The 14144-nt window shown below is 61.0% G+C and carries 16 protein-coding genes; 5 read left to right on the top strand and 11 right to left on the bottom strand.

What is annotated here, in order from left to right; translation table 11 throughout:
- Nucleotides 1–52: 52 nt before the first annotated feature.
- From O3301_RS03135 to O3301_RS03095, 9 genes are all read right to left on the bottom strand, one after another.
- Entirely contained in the window at nt 53–301 is a 249-nt protein-coding gene (locus O3301_RS03135) for a DUF3297 family protein (RefSeq protein ID WP_010398340.1), read from the bottom strand.
- 111 nt (nt 302–412) lie between these two features.
- Nucleotides 413–814, bottom strand: coding sequence for a GFA family protein (locus O3301_RS03130; protein WP_305055518.1), 402 nt, complete (start codon nt 812–814; stop codon nt 413–415).
- An 11-nt stretch (nt 815–825) separates the two neighbouring features.
- A complete protein-coding gene (locus O3301_RS03125) occupies nt 826–2598 on the bottom strand; it encodes an ABC transporter ATP-binding protein (protein ID WP_305055517.1) in 1773 nt (590 codons plus the stop codon).
- Nucleotides 2595–3149 (bottom strand): hypothetical protein, encoded by a 555-nt coding sequence (locus O3301_RS03120; RefSeq protein WP_305055516.1) that lies wholly within the window; start codon nt 3147–3149, stop codon nt 2595–2597. Before O3301_RS03120 ends, O3301_RS03125 begins: the two co-directional genes overlap by 4 nt.
- Nucleotides 3149–3670: a MauE/DoxX family redox-associated membrane protein gene (locus O3301_RS03115; RefSeq protein ID WP_305055515.1), complete on the bottom strand. Its 522-nt coding sequence runs from the start codon at nt 3668–3670 to the stop codon at nt 3149–3151. Before O3301_RS03115 ends, O3301_RS03120 begins: the two co-directional genes overlap by 1 nt.
- Nucleotides 3664–4530: a hypothetical protein gene (locus tag O3301_RS03110; RefSeq protein ID WP_305055514.1), complete on the bottom strand. Its 867-nt coding sequence runs from the start codon at nt 4528–4530 to the stop codon at nt 3664–3666. Before O3301_RS03110 ends, O3301_RS03115 begins: the two co-directional genes overlap by 7 nt.
- Entirely contained in the window at nt 4512–5525 is a 1014-nt protein-coding gene (locus O3301_RS03105; RefSeq protein ID WP_305055513.1) for a RimK family alpha-L-glutamate ligase, read from the bottom strand. The genes O3301_RS03110 and O3301_RS03105 overlap by 19 nt, the downstream gene beginning before the upstream one ends.
- A gap of 65 nt (nt 5526–5590) precedes the next feature.
- Nucleotides 5591–5776 carry a hypothetical protein gene (locus tag O3301_RS03100; RefSeq protein WP_099376727.1) on the bottom strand — a complete coding sequence of 62 codons (186 nt, stop codon included), beginning with the start codon at nt 5774–5776 and terminating at the stop codon, nt 5591–5593.
- A 205-nt stretch (nt 5777–5981) separates the two neighbouring features.
- The gene (locus O3301_RS03095) at nt 5982–6167 is read right to left on the bottom strand and encodes a hypothetical protein (RefSeq protein ID WP_251348681.1); all 186 of its coding nucleotides are present in this window, start codon (nt 6165–6167) and stop codon (nt 5982–5984) included.
- A 307-nt stretch (nt 6168–6474) separates the two neighbouring features.
- Between O3301_RS03095 and O3301_RS03090 the strand changes: the two genes are divergently transcribed.
- The 3 genes from O3301_RS03090 (at nt 6475) to O3301_RS03080 (ending at nt 8744) form a co-directional block, all read left to right on the top strand.
- The gene (locus O3301_RS03090; protein WP_305055512.1) at nt 6475–6849 is read left to right on the top strand and encodes a hypothetical protein; all 375 of its coding nucleotides are present in this window, start codon (nt 6475–6477) and stop codon (nt 6847–6849) included.
- A gap of 7 nt (nt 6850–6856) precedes the next feature.
- Nucleotides 6857–7186, top strand: coding sequence for a hypothetical protein (locus O3301_RS03085; protein ID WP_305055511.1), 330 nt, complete (start codon nt 6857–6859; stop codon nt 7184–7186).
- A gap of 85 nt (nt 7187–7271) precedes the next feature.
- Nucleotides 7272–8744, top strand: coding sequence for a serine hydrolase (locus O3301_RS03080; RefSeq protein WP_289914807.1), 1473 nt, complete (start codon nt 7272–7274; stop codon nt 8742–8744).
- On the opposite strand, the gene O3301_RS03075 is transcribed toward O3301_RS03080, so the two are convergent.
- Nucleotides 8741–9316 carry a type 1 glutamine amidotransferase family protein gene (locus O3301_RS03075; RefSeq protein WP_305055510.1) on the bottom strand — a complete coding sequence of 192 codons (576 nt, stop codon included), beginning with the start codon at nt 9314–9316 and terminating at the stop codon, nt 8741–8743. The genes O3301_RS03080 and O3301_RS03075 overlap by 4 nt on opposite strands.
- Nucleotides 9317–9533: 217 nt before the next feature.
- Between O3301_RS03075 and O3301_RS03070 the strand changes: the two genes are divergently transcribed.
- Nucleotides 9534–11186, top strand: a complete 1653-nt coding sequence (locus tag O3301_RS03070; protein WP_305055509.1) for a phosphoethanolamine transferase — start codon at nt 9534–9536, stop codon at nt 11184–11186.
- A 67-nt stretch (nt 11187–11253) separates the two neighbouring features.
- Here the strand turns inward: O3301_RS03070 and O3301_RS03065 are convergent, their stop codons facing one another.
- Nucleotides 11254–12027, bottom strand: a complete 774-nt coding sequence (locus O3301_RS03065; protein WP_035818959.1) for a ferredoxin--NADP reductase — start codon at nt 12025–12027, stop codon at nt 11254–11256.
- A 409-nt stretch (nt 12028–12436) separates the two neighbouring features.
- Between O3301_RS03065 and O3301_RS03060 the strand changes: the two genes are divergently transcribed.
- Nucleotides 12437–14008 carry a hypothetical protein gene (locus O3301_RS03060; RefSeq protein ID WP_305055508.1) on the top strand — a complete coding sequence of 524 codons (1572 nt, stop codon included), beginning with the start codon at nt 12437–12439 and terminating at the stop codon, nt 14006–14008.
- The last annotated feature ends 136 nt before the right edge of the window (nt 14009–14144 follow it).

The raw sequence follows: 14144 nt of genomic DNA, 5'->3' as shown, positions 1-14144 counted from the left end.
GACGCAAAAAAGGCCGATGAAAATCGGCCTCGATGACAGCTGAATGCGTTGCTTAGCGGTAAAACGCTTCGACTTTGCCCTTCAGTTTGATCTGCAGCGGACGGCCGCGGCGATCCAGCGACTTGGTGGAAGCGACCTTGATCCAGCGTTCGCTGATGCAATATTCTTCCACGTCAAGACGTTCCTTGTCGTTGAAGCGGATGCCGACGTCGTTCTCGAACACGGCTGCAACGTGGTAAGGGCTGCTGGGGTCGATCGACAGGCGATCGGGCAATGGGGGTAAGGTGGTGGTATCGTTCATGGGCGTAATTATCGCCCAGAATGCCGATCCAGACAACGGGGTGCGCATGCTTATCTGGCGGCCCGCGGCGCGGCGCCCCCTGAATTTCCTTTGCCTGCCGTCGTTCCGCCCCTACAGATGCCGTGTTTCCTTTGGCGGCACATTCCACTCGTCATGCAATCCATCGACAAAGGTGACGGGCACCCGGGCCAGTTCGGCCGCCGAGGCATCGTCGAGGCAGTTGACGCCGATGCCGACAAACGCACCGCTGCGGGCGGAATCGCCACGGCCGAACAGGCGCACGCCGCAGTGGCGGCAAAAGTAGTGGCGTTCGCGGCCGGCGCCGAAGCGGTATTCGCTCAAGTCCGCCTCGCCGGCCAGCAGGCGGAAGGCCGTGGGCGGCACTTGGCTGGCCCAGCAGCGGATTTTCAGGCAATAGGAACAGTTGCAGCGCAGGCTGGGCGCCGCCAGGTCGATCTCGGCCACGAAGCGCACGGCGCCGCAGTGGCAACTGCCATGACAGGTTTTTTTCATCGTGTCTTACTTTACAGCGTTGCCGTGCTGTCATGCAACTGCTGGAATTGCGACAGCTGCTGCTGCATCAGCCGCGCATACTGGCCGCCCGCGCGCAGCAGCTCGGCGTGCGTGCCTTGCTGGCAAATCCGGCCCTTGTCCATGACGATGATGCGGTCCGCTTTGACGATGGTAGAAAAGCGGTGGGCGATGATGATGGTGGTGCGTCCTTGCATCAGGGTATCGAGGGCGAGCTGCACCTGCTGTTCGCTGGCGGCGTCGAGCGCGCTGGTGGCTTCGTCGAGGATCAGGATTTTCGGCGCGCGCAGGATGGCGCGGGCGATCGCGATGCGCTGCTTCTGTCCGCCGGACAATTGCACGCCCCGTTCGCCCACCAGGGTTTCGTAGCCGTCCGGAAAGGCCGTGATGAAATCGTGGGCGTGCGCCAGGCGCGCCGCCGTCAGCATCTCGTCGCGCGTCACCTGGCGGTCCGGTACGGCAAAGCCGATATTGTCGGCGATGCTGCCGGAAAACAGGGCCGGTTCCTGCTCCACCACGGCCATCTGGCGGCGCAGCTGCGTCACGCCCAGCACATGCGCATCGATGCCGTCGAATTGCAGGCTGCCCCCGTCAAGCCGGTAATGGCCGAGCACCAGGCTGGCGATGGTGGACTTGCCCGCGCCCGAGGCGCCCACCAGGGCGATCTTTTCGCCCGCGCGGATGGACAGGCTGACGCCGTCGAGGGCCATGACTTGCGCGCGCTCGGGATACGAAAAACGCACGTCGCGCAACGCGATATGGCCGGCCAGCGGCGGCTGCGGCGGCGCCTCGGGCACGGCGCGGTGGCTGCGCAGGATGTCGAAGATGCGGTCGGTCGAACCCATGGTGCGCATCCACGTGTTCCAGAACTCGCTGATGGAGCCGGCCGTGTCCGTCACCATGCTGGCATAGATGACGAAGGCCGTCAGTTCGCCCACGCTCAAGCGGCCCTGGCCGATCAGGTGGGCGCCGAAGCACAGGGTGGTCAGCAGGGCCACGAAGGCCAGCAAGCCTTGCGCGCCCTGGAACACGGCCAGCAGCCGCGTGCCGGCCAGGGACACGTCCAGCAATTGCCGCATGGCTTGCGCGTAGCGGGCCATGGCGCCGCCTTGCTGGTTGAACGCCTGCACCAGGCGCGCATGGGCAAAGTATTCCTGCGCCACCTTGCCGCTGGCGGCCAGGCTGGCGGAAATGGCCCGCGCGCGCAGCCGGTAGTTACTGCCAGACAACTTGCCCAGATACAGGCTGACGGGAATGAACAGGGCCAGCGGCAGGCTCAGCATCGGTGACAGATGCAGCAGCATGGCGATGCCGCCCAGAAAGACGCACAGCGAGCGCAGGGCATTGGCCGCGCCGATGGTCAGGCTTTCATGCAGGGCCGACACGTCGGACGTGAGCCGGCTGTTCAGTTCGCCGCCATGGTGCTTGTCGAAGAAGGCGATGGGCTGGTTGATCACCACGTCGAACAGGCGCCGGCGCACCCCCATGACGATCATGTGGCCGCCCGACTGCAGCAGATAGAAGCGCGCGGTCGTGATCAGCGCATACAGCAGGCTGAAGGCCAGCATGGCGGCCACCATGCCAGGCGTGACGCCGCGCCGGGTCAGTTCCGCCACGTTGTCGATGAAATATGCGATGGCTTGCGGAAAGGCCAGCTGCGCGCCCACGGTGAGGGCCATGCACAGCAAGCCGGCGGCGATGCGCCAGCGCACGGGATACAGCAGGCGCAGCCGTTCGAGATGGGGGCCGACATTCAGATGGCTCATGCGGCGCGCTCCTGCGACGGTTCGGCGTGCAATTGCCCGACGAGGGCCAGCCAGTCTTCGTCGCCGATCAGGCCGGCCGCTTCCACTTGTCCCTGGTAATTGACAAAGACATAAGATGGTGAGCTCATCAGGGGATTCACGCGCCGGTAGTCGCGCAGGGCAAGCCGCGCCGTGGCCGAGCGCAGGCTGTCGCCGGGCAAGAAGGCGCGCAGCCGGCGGGCCGGCTCTTCGCTGAGCAGCCACAGGGCCAGGCCCGCTTCCTGCGCCAGCGGCAGCAGCCGCTCGATGCCGGCCAGCTTTTCCCCGCATTTCGGGCAGCGGCTGGCCAGGAACAGCAGCACGGCCGCCTGGCCGGCCGCGCCCGGCTGGAAACGCGGGCCGCCAGCCAGCGGACGGGCTTGCACGGCGGGCAGGGGCTGGCCCGGCTCCAGCGCCAAGGGCGCGAGGCGTTCGCGGCGGCCGGCGCGCAGCACGGCCAGGCTCAGCCAGATATTGCCCGCAACGGCAAACGCCAGGGCCGCCAGCACCCATTGCAAGGTCGTGGCATCCATCAGTCGGCCTTTGCCAGGGTGGCGATGTCGTGCAGGGAAATCGTGGCCACGCAGACGATGGCCGCCAGTCCGGCTGCCAATGCCGTGGTGGCGACGGGCAAGGTCGCTTCTTGCGCGAGCGCAAAGTAGGCGCCGTTGATGCCCACCGCCAGCACGTTGCGCAGCAAGTCGTACCGCGACACGGGCCGCGCCGCTTCGCCGAAGCAGCTGCAGCGCACCACGCTGTGCGTGAAATAGCGCCAGGCCAGGACGGCCGTGAGGGTAGTCAACAGCAAGAGCGACAGCAGCATCGGTATGTGGGTACCTCCCGCCAGCAGCCAGCCGGCGAGCGACAATTCCGCCATCACCAGGGCCGGCGCGGCCAGGCTGGCGGCGGCGGGCGGCACGCCGAACGAAATGGCCAGGTTGCCGCGAAAGTCGCCGTAGCTGCGCAGCTTGCCCACGCTGGCCGCCAGCAGCAGCAAGGCGATGCAATAGCGCGCGGTATCGGCCAGCAACGTGGCCAGCACGGACGTCAGCATTGTGTGCTCCACACGGGCGCAAAGCCGCCCGGACGCTGGCGCCGCAGCTGCACGCCGTCGCGCGTGGCCAGCAGGGCATCGGTCCACGGCTCGTCCGGCGCGCTGCGCAGGGCGCCGCCTATGCTGGCCTGCAATTGCGTCGAAATGGCCCAGCCCAGCCGTTCGGCATGCGCGTCGCGTTCCATGCGCAAGCCCAGCCGGGCCAGCTCTTCGCGCGTCAACGCATAGTTATGCGAGTGATAACCCGTCACCAGTTGCGCGACGATGGCGCGCCGCGCCTCGGGTGTGGCATCGGGCAATTGCCAGGCGATCAATTCCTCGCCGATCTGCGTCAGTTCCAGCGTGGTGCGGTAAAAAGCCGTCAGGGAAGGGGGGAAGATGCTGCCGCACAGCAGGGACAGCGATTGCTGGCGCGCTTCGGCCGCATCCACGCCGAACCATTGCTGCGCCATGTCGCCGAAGACCTTGATGTCCAGGCTGGAAAAGGCGCCCCCATCCGCGCCTTCGAGCTGCGGGTCGATGGGCGAGAACAGGGCCAGGTCGCCCGCGATGATCTCATCCGCACCCAGGGCCAGCAGGGTGGCGGCCGATTCGCAGTGGAAGGGCACGATAAAGCTCAGGTGGCGCGCATGCTGGCGCAGCAAAAGGGCGATGCGGCGCGCCGCGTTGACGATGCCGCCGCGTCCGTGCAGCACCACGTCGAGGCGCGCCACGGGGCCGATACCCTGGCACAGCTCGTACAAGGCGGGCAGCAGTTCCATGTCCAGGTGCGAGGCGGCCAGGACCATGGCCCGGCTGTCGCGCACTTGTTCCAGCTCGCGCAGCTGGACGGGGATCCGGTTCAGGTCTGGCTGCGGCATACGGCTCCTTCGATCAGGGTATCGGCCACGCTTTCCAGCAGGAGCAGGGCGGGCACCAGTTGTTGTACGTACAAGAATTGACCAACAGGATTGTTTTCCAGGAAAACATACTCGCCCTCGGGCGTGACGATCAGGTCCAGCGCGCCGTATTCGAGGCCATAGCTGTGCACGAAAGCGAGACAGCGCTGCTGTATTTCCGCCGGCAAGGTGCAGGCCTCATAGCGGATGGGGGCCGACATGTCGCGCGAATCGATGGCCGTGCGGGCATCGTCCTGGGAATACAGGCGCGCGGCAAACAATTGCTTGCCGATCACGGTGATTCGCAGTTCGTATTGCTTGGCGATATATTCCTGGAACTGGCAGCTCAGCTCGCCGACGGCGTCCAGGCTGTCGAGCATGGCGTCGTCGACGATGGTGGTGCCGATGCCGGCGCTGACCCTGTCAACCTCTTCGACCGTTTCGGCGGCCAGGCTGGGCGTGGACATGGACTTGAAAATGATGGGTCCCTTGACGGCCGCGCGGAAGGCGCGCACGTCGTCGGGCACGTTGGTGATCACGGTGGCGGGCACGCGAAAGCCCATGCGCGCGGCGCGCGCAAGCTGTTCGCCTTTCCATTGGGCGCCGCGCAAGGCCAGCGGATGGCTGAGCCAGTAGCAATCGAGACCGTACAGCACGCTGAAGACGGCTTGCTCCGTTTCCAGCTGCGCATAGGCGCTTTCCTGCGGCGTCAGGTCGGCGCTGGCATAAGCATATTCGGCCGCCTTGCGCAGCCAGACGGCGCCCACGTCCTGCAAGTCGAGCCAGTCGCCGTCGGGCAGGCGGCGCAGGCGCGCGCTGGCGCGGCCGTCCTGCACGCGCTGGCACAGCTGGTAATCGCGGGGAAAGGCGTCGAGGTCGATACGGAAAGGGGCATGGCCGCGGGCGGCGAGGAGCGATCCGACCAGGTCGGCGTGCAGATCGCCGCTATGGCTGATGATCAAGACCTTTTTGTGCATGGAGGGGGCCTGCGTAAGGGAAGATGAAAAAGCCTTGCCGTGGCAAGGCTTTCAGCTGGAACGTATCAGCAGAACTCGCCGCCATCGCTGGAACCGATGCGCGAATAGCGGTATTGCTCTTCGCTGTCGACCGCCGTGCAGCCGGCCACGGCGACGCCGTCGCGCACCTTCCAGGGCGCGGGAAGGGCTGGTTTTTCCTGTTCCTTCTTTTCCGCCAGTTTGAATGCGAACAGTTTGGTTTCTTTATGCATGGGAATATCCTCTATGAATGGTTATGTTCCGATGTTTACCGATGAATACATATTTTAAAAAATTGAATCGCCAATTGAAAGGCGATCATATGGCTTTATGCATTGCGCGCAGAAAAGCCGCGCCGGAATTGGCGCCGGCGCCAGTTTGAATATGGAAGATTGAATGAAACCCCCACGCCTGGCAGGGGTTATGGCGTGCCGGGGATCAGCAATACTGGCCGCGGTCGTTCGGCTGGAAGCGCGAAGAGTCGCGGTATTGCTCAGCTTGCACCGCGGTGCAGCCGGCCACGGCGACGCCGTCGCGCACTTTCCAGGCGGTGGCGGGCACCGCCGGTTTTTGTTCCTGTTTCTCTGCCAGTTTGAATGCGAACAATTTGGTTTGATTTTGCATTGTACTATCCTCTTGTGATGGTTAAGTACTGCTTGCGTTGTATGCCATGGTATATGGCCATTCGATCTTAGCGCTGGAATAAATAAGCGTCAACTTGAATTGAATCGTATTCGCGATTATCTTTCTGAAATACTCACCAAATATCACGCAGGCCATTTGTATTATGGCAGTGCGATAAATAATATCTGCCCATTTTAAATGGGCGGCAATATGCCTGATTATCGATGGAAAACGGATCGACCATGTGCGCGGGCACGCACTATAATGGCGCCTGTTGAATGGATAAGGCAGGAATCGCTCTATGGACATGGCCATCACAGACAGCTTGCGGCAGCTGGCATATGCGCAGGCCGCCGCGTTCGTGCAGACGCTCGACACGCGCGATCCTGTTGCGCTGCAACGCGACTGGGGCCTGTCGCCCGGCGTGGCCGACGAGATCATCGAGATGCTCGACAGTTATTTTGCGGCAAACCAGGCGCTGTCCCTGGCGCCGCTGGCGCAAGCCTTCGTGCCGGGCAAGGGTGGCCGCGTGGCCGTCGATGTGTATGCCACCGATGCCGGACCGCTGGGCCTGGAATGCCTGTTGCTGGCCGATGGCCAGCCGGGCGAGGCAACCTTGCACCTGGAAATGTCCAGCCACGACGGCGCGCTGCGCCTCCATTACCACTACATCGGATCCTGAGAACACCATGACCGCACCGATCAGCGACACACAGCAGCGCATCTGCGACAAATTCGGCTTGCCCGCGCAAGCGCCCGAACCCATGGTGGCCCTCGCCATCGGCAGCCTGGACCAGTCGCCCATCTACGGCACGCGCATCGTGCTGCCGGAAAACGGCACCATCAGCTGGTTCATCCACTGCGGCGAGCACGACGATGCCAGCGGCTTTTACCAACCCCTGCATGCGGACCACCTGCGCGAGATGCTGCCGCAGGTGGTCGATTACCTGGCCTTGCCCAGCGGCGCCAAGTTCATCCTCGACCGGGAAGGGTATGAGGATGTGTGGCTGGAAGAGTAACTTTCCGACCGGCAAGATTGTCGTTGACGTTGATAAATAGGTATGGGATGCTGCTGTTCCGTTTTCAACTGTCGAAAGCCTTATCTTGAACCCACGCCTCCCGTCTTTCCTGCTCGTCATGGCGCTCGCTGCCGTGGCTGCTCCTGTCACCGCGGCTGCCGCTGCCACCAGCCAGCCGCAAGCCTTGCGCGCGGAACAGGATATCGCCGCCTTTGTGCGCAGCGAAATGCAGGAGCGTCAGATTCCTGGCTTGCAACTGGCAGTGATTCAGCATGGCAAGGTCGTGTTGTCGCGCAATTTCGGCGTGGCCAGCCTGCAATACCAGGTGCCGGTGACGGATGCCAGCCTGTTTTCCATCAATTCGGCAACGAAAGCGTTTGCGGGCGTGGCCGTGATGCAACTGGTGCAAGAGGGCAAGATCGACCTGGCGGCACCCATCGGCCAGTACCTGACGGGCTTGCCGCCAGCCTGGCAAGCCGTGACGGTGACCCAATTGCTCAACCATACTTCAGGCTTGCCCGACGTGCTGGACCAGCGCAGCGGCAAACTGGTGGGGCCGCAGCCGGACGATGCCGCTGCGGCGTGGACTGCCGTGCAGGCGCTGCCGGTGGAAGCCCAGCCAGGCGAGCGCTATCGCTATAACCAGACCAATTACGTGTTGCTGGCGCAATTGATCGAGTTGCAAGGCGGCCAGCCCTTTACCGCTTTCATCCAGCGCCGGCAATTCGACGTGGCCGGCATGCCGCACAGCGGCTTTGGCGATGCGAAGGACGTGGTCGCCAACAAGGCCAGTTCCTACGTGCTGGACCGGGGAGGCAAGGGCTACCGCAACGTGATCGAGGATTTCCCCGTGTTCATGCGGGCCGGGGCCGGCATCAACAGCAATGCGGGCGAACTGGCCAACTGGCTTGTCGCGCTGCAGTCGGGGCGCTTGCTGGCGCCCGCCAGCGTGAAACGGCTGTGGCAGCCGACCAGCCTGAAGGATGGCAAGCCGGGGGCGTGGGCGCTGGGCTGGCCCGCCATCGGCCGCGATGCGCACCGCGCCGTGGCCGGCATCGGCGGCGCCCGCTCGGCTTTCTATGTGTATCCGGACGATGGCCTGGCCGTCGTTATCCTGAGCAACCTGGCCGGCGGCCAGCCGGAACAGCTGATCGATACCGTCGCCGGTTTTTACCTTCCCGCCCTGCGCCAGCAGCGCGGTGGCGCGTATGCGGCGCACCTGTTGCGCCAGCAGGCGGCCAGCGCCGGTTTCGACGGGCTGGACAAGAAACTGGCGGCTATCCGGCGCCAGCACGGCTTGTCCGCCCCCAGCGAAGACGACTTGAATGCCTGGGGCTACCGCCTGCTGGGTCGGCAGCAGCCGAAACAGGCGGCCGCCGTCTTCGAGCTGGGCGTGCAACTGTACCCGCAAGGGGCGAATGGCCACGACAGCCTGGCCGAAGCGTACGAGGCGGACGGCGCGAAGGCGCAAGCCATCACGCATTACCGCCGTTCGCTGGAACTGGACCCGGGCAATACGCACGCCACCGAGCGCCTGCGCGTGCTGGGCGCCAACTAAGGTGCCGTCTTGCCGTGCTCGGCGCCGTGCATGGCCAGGTAGGCGGCCAGGTTGTCATCGGCGATGTCCAGGGCGCGCAAGACTTCCCGCGTGAAGGTGACGGGCGCCGTGCCGGGCGCCGTGATGATGCGCTGGTCGGCCACGGCCCACGGCACGTCCTGGTACAGGGCCGCGCCCGCATAGCCGGTACCGGCCAGGTTGTCGGCGGAATTGGAAGTGTGGCGCACGGTGTCGAGCACGCCGGCTTGCGCCAGCACGCGCGTGCCGTCGCAAATGCCTGCCAGCACGACATTCTTGTCGCGGGCGGCGCGCAGCAGCGGGCCCAGGTCGGGCGCCTTGCCGCTTTGCCAGTGGCTGCCGCCACACACCATCAGCAAATCGAGTTCCTCGAGATTGATTTCTTCCAGCGCCAGTTGCGGCGTGACGAGCATGCCGCCGGACGAAGTGACGGGCAAGCCGCTCGGCGTGGCGAACTGCGTGTAGAAGCCGTAGTACAGGCGCGCCGTGGAATTGATCAGGGCGGTTTCCCAATCGGCAAAGTTCTCGGTCAGAATGGTAATGGCACGTGTCATGAAAAGTCCTGTCGCAGGTGGTGATATCAATATGAATACAGGCTGGCTGGCCTGCTGGTGCCGAAAGCATAATAAAAAGCACTGACAATTTCTGTCAGGAGCCCACGCAAAATGATGGCACGAGTTGCAACAGCCTGCGCTACAATCGCAGGCCCGTTACCGCGGGCACGACCCTGTTCCATGTACGCTTGTTGATTACCTCCTACTTGTCGCCTCCATGCTGATTCTGTTTTGCCGTGTCCTGTTCAGCATTGCTGGCCTGCTGCTGTTCTTCCTCTTCGATCAGTTAAGCGCGAACGAATGCCTGAAATTGAGCGTCTTGCTGGCGGCCTGCCTGCTGGGCGTGGGCGGCGTGCTGTATGCGTGGCGCGGCAATGCCAGCGCCAGCGCGATTACCGTGCTGGTGCGCGTGGTCGTGCCCGTGTTTTACCTCGATGCCGCCATCAAGGGCTTCTTGCGTGGCTATTTTGGCATGCGGCCGAATCCCAATGCGGTTTTACAGGCGATGTTTGCGACAGATCAAGCCGAAACGGGAGAGTTTTTCCTGCACAACAGCGTCGCCCTGGCGCAAGCGGCCGGCTGGTTCGTGCTCGTGACGGCGGCGGTGCTGCTGGCTGACCGCCAGTTGCAGCGCTGGCAGGCCGGGCGCGACAGTACGCCGCCGGGCTTGCCGCAAAAGGGCTTTGCCGTCTTCATGGCCGCATTGCTCGTGTCCTTGCACGTCAATACCACCATGCGGCGCGAAAATCCGGCCCTGTTCTGGCCGCTGCGCTACCAGCAATACAGCGCGCAACTGGAGGCGATGAAGTCCATGCAGCACGCGCTGACGGCGGCCATGGCCGCGCCGCGCGACTGGAACGTGCGCTATGCGGGCGAGGATGCCCGCACCGTCATCCTGGTGATCGGCGAGAGCACCAACCGCGCCTCGATGTCGCTGTACGGCTATCCGCGCGCCACCACGCCCCAGCTCGACGCTCTGCGGTCGAAACTGCTGGTATTTAACGATGTGATTTCGCCGGCCGCCAGCACGGTGGAATCGATGATGACGATGCTCACGCCGGCCGATATCGGCAACCCCGATGCGTGGATGGCCAAGCCGAACTTGCTGATGCTGGCCGAGGCGGCCGGCTACAAGACGTTCTGGGTGTCGAACCAGACGCGCAACGATGGCTGGATCGGGCTGCTGGCGGGCGAGGCCGATGAAAGCGACTTCATCAACTACGGCACCGGTCGTGGCGAAAACAATTTTGATGGCAACCTGTTCCAGCCATTCGCCCATGCGCTGCGCGACGAGGCGCCGAAAAAGCTCATCGTCGTGCATTTGCTGGGCGCGCATCCAAGCTATGACATGCGCTACCCCAGCCGCTTTGCGCATTTCGACCGGGCGCACGACGCCGTCAGCGCGCAGATGGAACACCAGGGCAGGTCAAGCTGGATACGCAGCCAGCGCGACGAGTACGACAACGCCATCCGCTATGGCGATTATGTGCTCGGTACGCTGATCGGCATGACGGAAAAAGCCAAGACCGACCGCGCCGCGTCGCTGCTGTTCGTTTCCGACCACGGGCAGGAAGTGGGCTACAGCCGCAATCACGCAGGCCATTCCGCCTCGGACAAGAGCGGCTATGAAATTCCCATGTTGATCTGGAATAACCAGCAGGCGCCGCAATCGGCGGCTGCGCGCGCCGCGCTGGAAAACCGGCCCTACCAGACGGACAAGCTCGATGCGACCGTGCTGGGCTTGCTGAAGATCGAGACGCGCTATTACGCGGCGCAGGACGATATCCTCAGCAGCGCCTTTTTGCCCGTACAGCGCTTCATGAATGGCTTGCGCTACCAGCGCGCGGCTGGCCCGCTGACGCGGCAATGAAAAAGGCCCGGCGCCGCCGCAGTGTGCGGCGGGACCGGGCCCTCGGGTCTTGCGGATTCCTTGCGGATTACTTCTCGGCGAACGCGCGCTCGACAACGAAGTCGCCAGGCGTCGAGGTATTGCCTTCCTTGAAGCCACGGGCTTCCAGCATTTCTTTCAGGTCGCGCAGCATGTCCGAGCTGCCGCAGATCATGACGCGGTCTTCGGCAGGATTGAGTGCCGGCACGCCCAGATCTTCGGCCAGCTTGCCGTTTTCGATCAGTTCGGTGATGCGGCCCATGTTGCGGAAGTCTTCGCGCGTCACGGTCGGGTAGTAGCGCAGCTTGTCGCTGACCATTTCACCCAGGAACTCATGCTTCGGCAGGTGCTCTTCCAGCAAATCGTGGTAAGCCAGTTCATCGACCTGGCGCACGCCGTGCACGAGGATCAATTCGTCGAAGCGTTCGTAGATGTCCGGATCGCGCACGATGCTGAGGAAAGGCGCCAGGCCGGTGCCCGTCGACAGCATGTACAGGCGCTTGCCTGGCAGCAGGTAGTCGGACACCAGGGTGCCCGTCGGCTTGCGGCCGACGATGACTGTGTCGCCCACTTGCAAGTGTTGCAGACGCGACGTCAATGGACCGCCCGGTACCTTGATGCTGAAAAATTCCAGGTGGTCTTCGTAATTGGCGCTGGCGATACTGTAGGCGCGCAGCAATGGCTTGCCGTCGACGCGCAGGCCGATCATGGTGAAGTGGCCATTCGAGAAACGCAGCGACGGGTCGCGCGTGGTGGTAAAGGAGAACAGGGTATCCGTCCAGTGGTGCACGCTTAAAACGCGCTCTTCATTCATCGAACTCATAGTATTTGTTGGCTGGTCAAAAAAATGGTTAGTTGCTGGCAACTGCTGGCAAAAGTGAAACCCTGTGTAGGCCCAGACGCTATTGTACCGGCCTCCACACGAAATTGTTACCGTCTATCGCCGCCAATGCTGCCGCACACGGTGCCAACATTATAGTGCGGCTGGCAAGTTTGGGCTGAAAACCACCGTGAAAGACGCAGGCGGCATGCGGACTCTTGACCTGGCTCACTTTTTGACGCCCAGGCAGGACAAACATCGTTCAATGCCTGGGGTACATACCGGACAGGGAGTTCCAGATAAGACGGTCCGTGCTTTCAATTTCACCATACATGCCAATTTTGCAAATTTATTGGCGCCAGGAAAGAAAGTTGCACTATAATATTAAAACGTTAACCAATCGCTTGATATTATGACACTGGCTGAAGAGAAGCAAATAGCCGAGATTGAAAACCTCAGGGCGGACCGATTTAAAACAATGAGCACTTTATTTGCCGGATTCAGCTCCGCTTTCGGGATGATTGTGGTATTTGTTTATTGTTTCTTCGTGATTGGTTTCTTTCCTTCAGGATTGAGCGTGGGGGATACATTACTTTTTATTTTTGTGACGCTAGCTTTTTCTTGTGTCGGAGCGCTATTGGTTGTCATGGGATTTTTTCTTTTTATCCCATGGTCTACACAAAAAGTTCTGTCAAGCGGGTCTTTGAAGGGAAAGTGGTTGTTGTTTGTGATGTTACTTCTTTCCGTGTTGATGTCTGAATTTTTCTTTCAAATTTTAAGATACACTGGAGATACAACTGATGCCGGGTGCAAACTAATTTTATTGATATTGTTTTTTGTTTCTCTTGTTGTTTTATATTGGCTAGTAGCTCACGAGTTGACGGAAGACAGTTCGATAGCCAGCTTTTGTATTGTTCCTTGGCTTATTTCCACAGTTGCATTGGCATACATCGCTATTCTTTTTGGCTCTGGCGATGAAAAAGTTATTTTTAAAAATTTTCATTTCCCAGGCATTATTATAATGTCAGGAATGCTCTTAAGCCTTGGAATTTCCAACTTCTCCATAGTCATACCGCCCGTACCTCCAGCTACAGCCAGCCCCGCCACTGCCAATCTTAGCGTTCATGCACGGGAAGCTTATTCTTTTATCGCGTTGGGGTTCCTGTTTGCCTATATCCCATTGATGGTGGTCCCACATGGTTTTAATTATGTAATGAGTGGATTAGGTTTTCGATCCGATGCCGTACTGGTCGTCAATAAAACGAACTTTTCGACAATGCAAGCTGTAGCTGATGCTAAAGGTATCTTGCTACATGGTTGCAAGTTTGATAGCGATAGCTACTCGATCAGCAATGTGCGGGTGCTGTGGCATGGAATTGGTCTTCGCAGCTATATTGAATTGAAGGGGGAGTATAAGAAAGAAGAGGCGAAGCAAGCTACAGATAAGCCTGAAGTAGGAAAGAAAAAGAAGGTTGATGAGAATAATATAAAAATTGAACTCGATAGTGCCGGCATTAGGGTTGCAAGGGGCGGCCAGGTGAAAATGTGCGGGGAACTAAAGAACGGGATCTACTTTGATTCGGGGAAGGATTCCCTTAAAGAGAATCAGCTGAAAGTTGCCCGACCGTTAATTGAAGAATTTATGCGCACGGAAAATAAAAAAAGAAAAAAGAAGATAATTATTGTCGGATTCGCCGATCCCATGCCACGCGAAAAAGACGGAAATTTTGTATTGGCGCATAAAAGAGCATGCACCATATATCATCAAATGGTTAAAGATAAATTGATTGAGAAGACGGAGGCGTTGATCGATGTTCGCCTGGATCGCGATAACATCAGTGGCTGTGGCGAGATCAAGGAGGCGGTCAAGCAGAACGCCTGTTTCGAGCAAGGCCGCCGTGTCGAACTTCAGATCGTTGAAGGAGCGGGGGCGGTCGTGCGCGCAGGAACAGCAGATGCGGAGAAGGCTTGCAGCCTGAAATAAATTACCCCGGTTTTGATTCGCCAGGCGGGTGCCCCGCCAGTGGTTTTGAAGTGGCATGCCGCGCCCAGATCAACGATTTGAAAGTTAGTTGAGGCGGGCGGCGTTGCAGGGCAGGGGCCGCACCAACCTTGCGTGT

Origin of the sequence: Janthinobacterium sp. SUN211 (assembly GCF_030587315.1) — a bacterium.
In the GTDB taxonomy this organism is placed as follows: Bacteria; Pseudomonadota; Gammaproteobacteria; order Burkholderiales; family Burkholderiaceae_D; genus Janthinobacterium; species Janthinobacterium kumbetense.
Note: the sequence above shows the minus strand (reverse complement) of the source record. Positions and strands in the feature narration are given on the sequence as shown.

Excerpts from the sequence above, each read along its gene's own strand:
- O3301_RS03135 (WP_010398340.1), bottom strand. The coding sequence starts at position 301 with ATGAACGATACCACCACCTTACCCCCATTGCCCGATCGCCTGTCGATC.
- O3301_RS03130 (WP_305055518.1), bottom strand. The coding sequence starts at position 814 with ATGAAAAAAACCTGTCATGGCAGTTGCCACTGCGGCGCCGTGCGCTTC.
- O3301_RS03125 (WP_305055517.1), bottom strand. The coding sequence starts at position 2,598 with ATGAGCCATCTGAATGTCGGCCCCCATCTCGAACGGCTGCGCCTGCTG.
- O3301_RS03120 (WP_305055516.1), bottom strand. The coding sequence starts at position 3,149 with ATGGATGCCACGACCTTGCAATGGGTGCTGGCGGCCCTGGCGTTTGCC.
- O3301_RS03115 (WP_305055515.1), bottom strand. The coding sequence starts at position 3,670 with ATGCTGACGTCCGTGCTGGCCACGTTGCTGGCCGATACCGCGCGCTAT.
- O3301_RS03110 (WP_305055514.1), bottom strand. The coding sequence starts at position 4,530 with ATGCCGCAGCCAGACCTGAACCGGATCCCCGTCCAGCTGCGCGAGCTG.
- O3301_RS03105 (WP_305055513.1), bottom strand. The coding sequence starts at position 5,525 with ATGCACAAAAAGGTCTTGATCATCAGCCATAGCGGCGATCTGCACGCC.
- O3301_RS03100 (WP_099376727.1), bottom strand. The coding sequence starts at position 5,776 with ATGCATAAAGAAACCAAACTGTTCGCATTCAAACTGGCGGAAAAGAAG.
- O3301_RS03095 (WP_251348681.1), bottom strand. The coding sequence starts at position 6,167 with ATGCAAAATCAAACCAAATTGTTCGCATTCAAACTGGCAGAGAAACAG.
- O3301_RS03090 (WP_305055512.1), top strand. The coding sequence starts at position 6,475 with ATGGCCATCACAGACAGCTTGCGGCAGCTGGCATATGCGCAGGCCGCC.
- O3301_RS03085 (WP_305055511.1), top strand. The coding sequence starts at position 6,857 with ATGACCGCACCGATCAGCGACACACAGCAGCGCATCTGCGACAAATTC.
- O3301_RS03075 (WP_305055510.1), bottom strand. The coding sequence starts at position 9,316 with ATGACACGTGCCATTACCATTCTGACCGAGAACTTTGCCGATTGGGAA.
- O3301_RS03070 (WP_305055509.1), top strand. The coding sequence starts at position 9,534 with ATGCTGATTCTGTTTTGCCGTGTCCTGTTCAGCATTGCTGGCCTGCTG.
- O3301_RS03065 (WP_035818959.1), bottom strand. The coding sequence starts at position 12,027 with ATGAGTTCGATGAATGAAGAGCGCGTTTTAAGCGTGCACCACTGGACG.
- O3301_RS03060 (WP_305055508.1), top strand. The coding sequence starts at position 12,437 with ATGACACTGGCTGAAGAGAAGCAAATAGCCGAGATTGAAAACCTCAGG.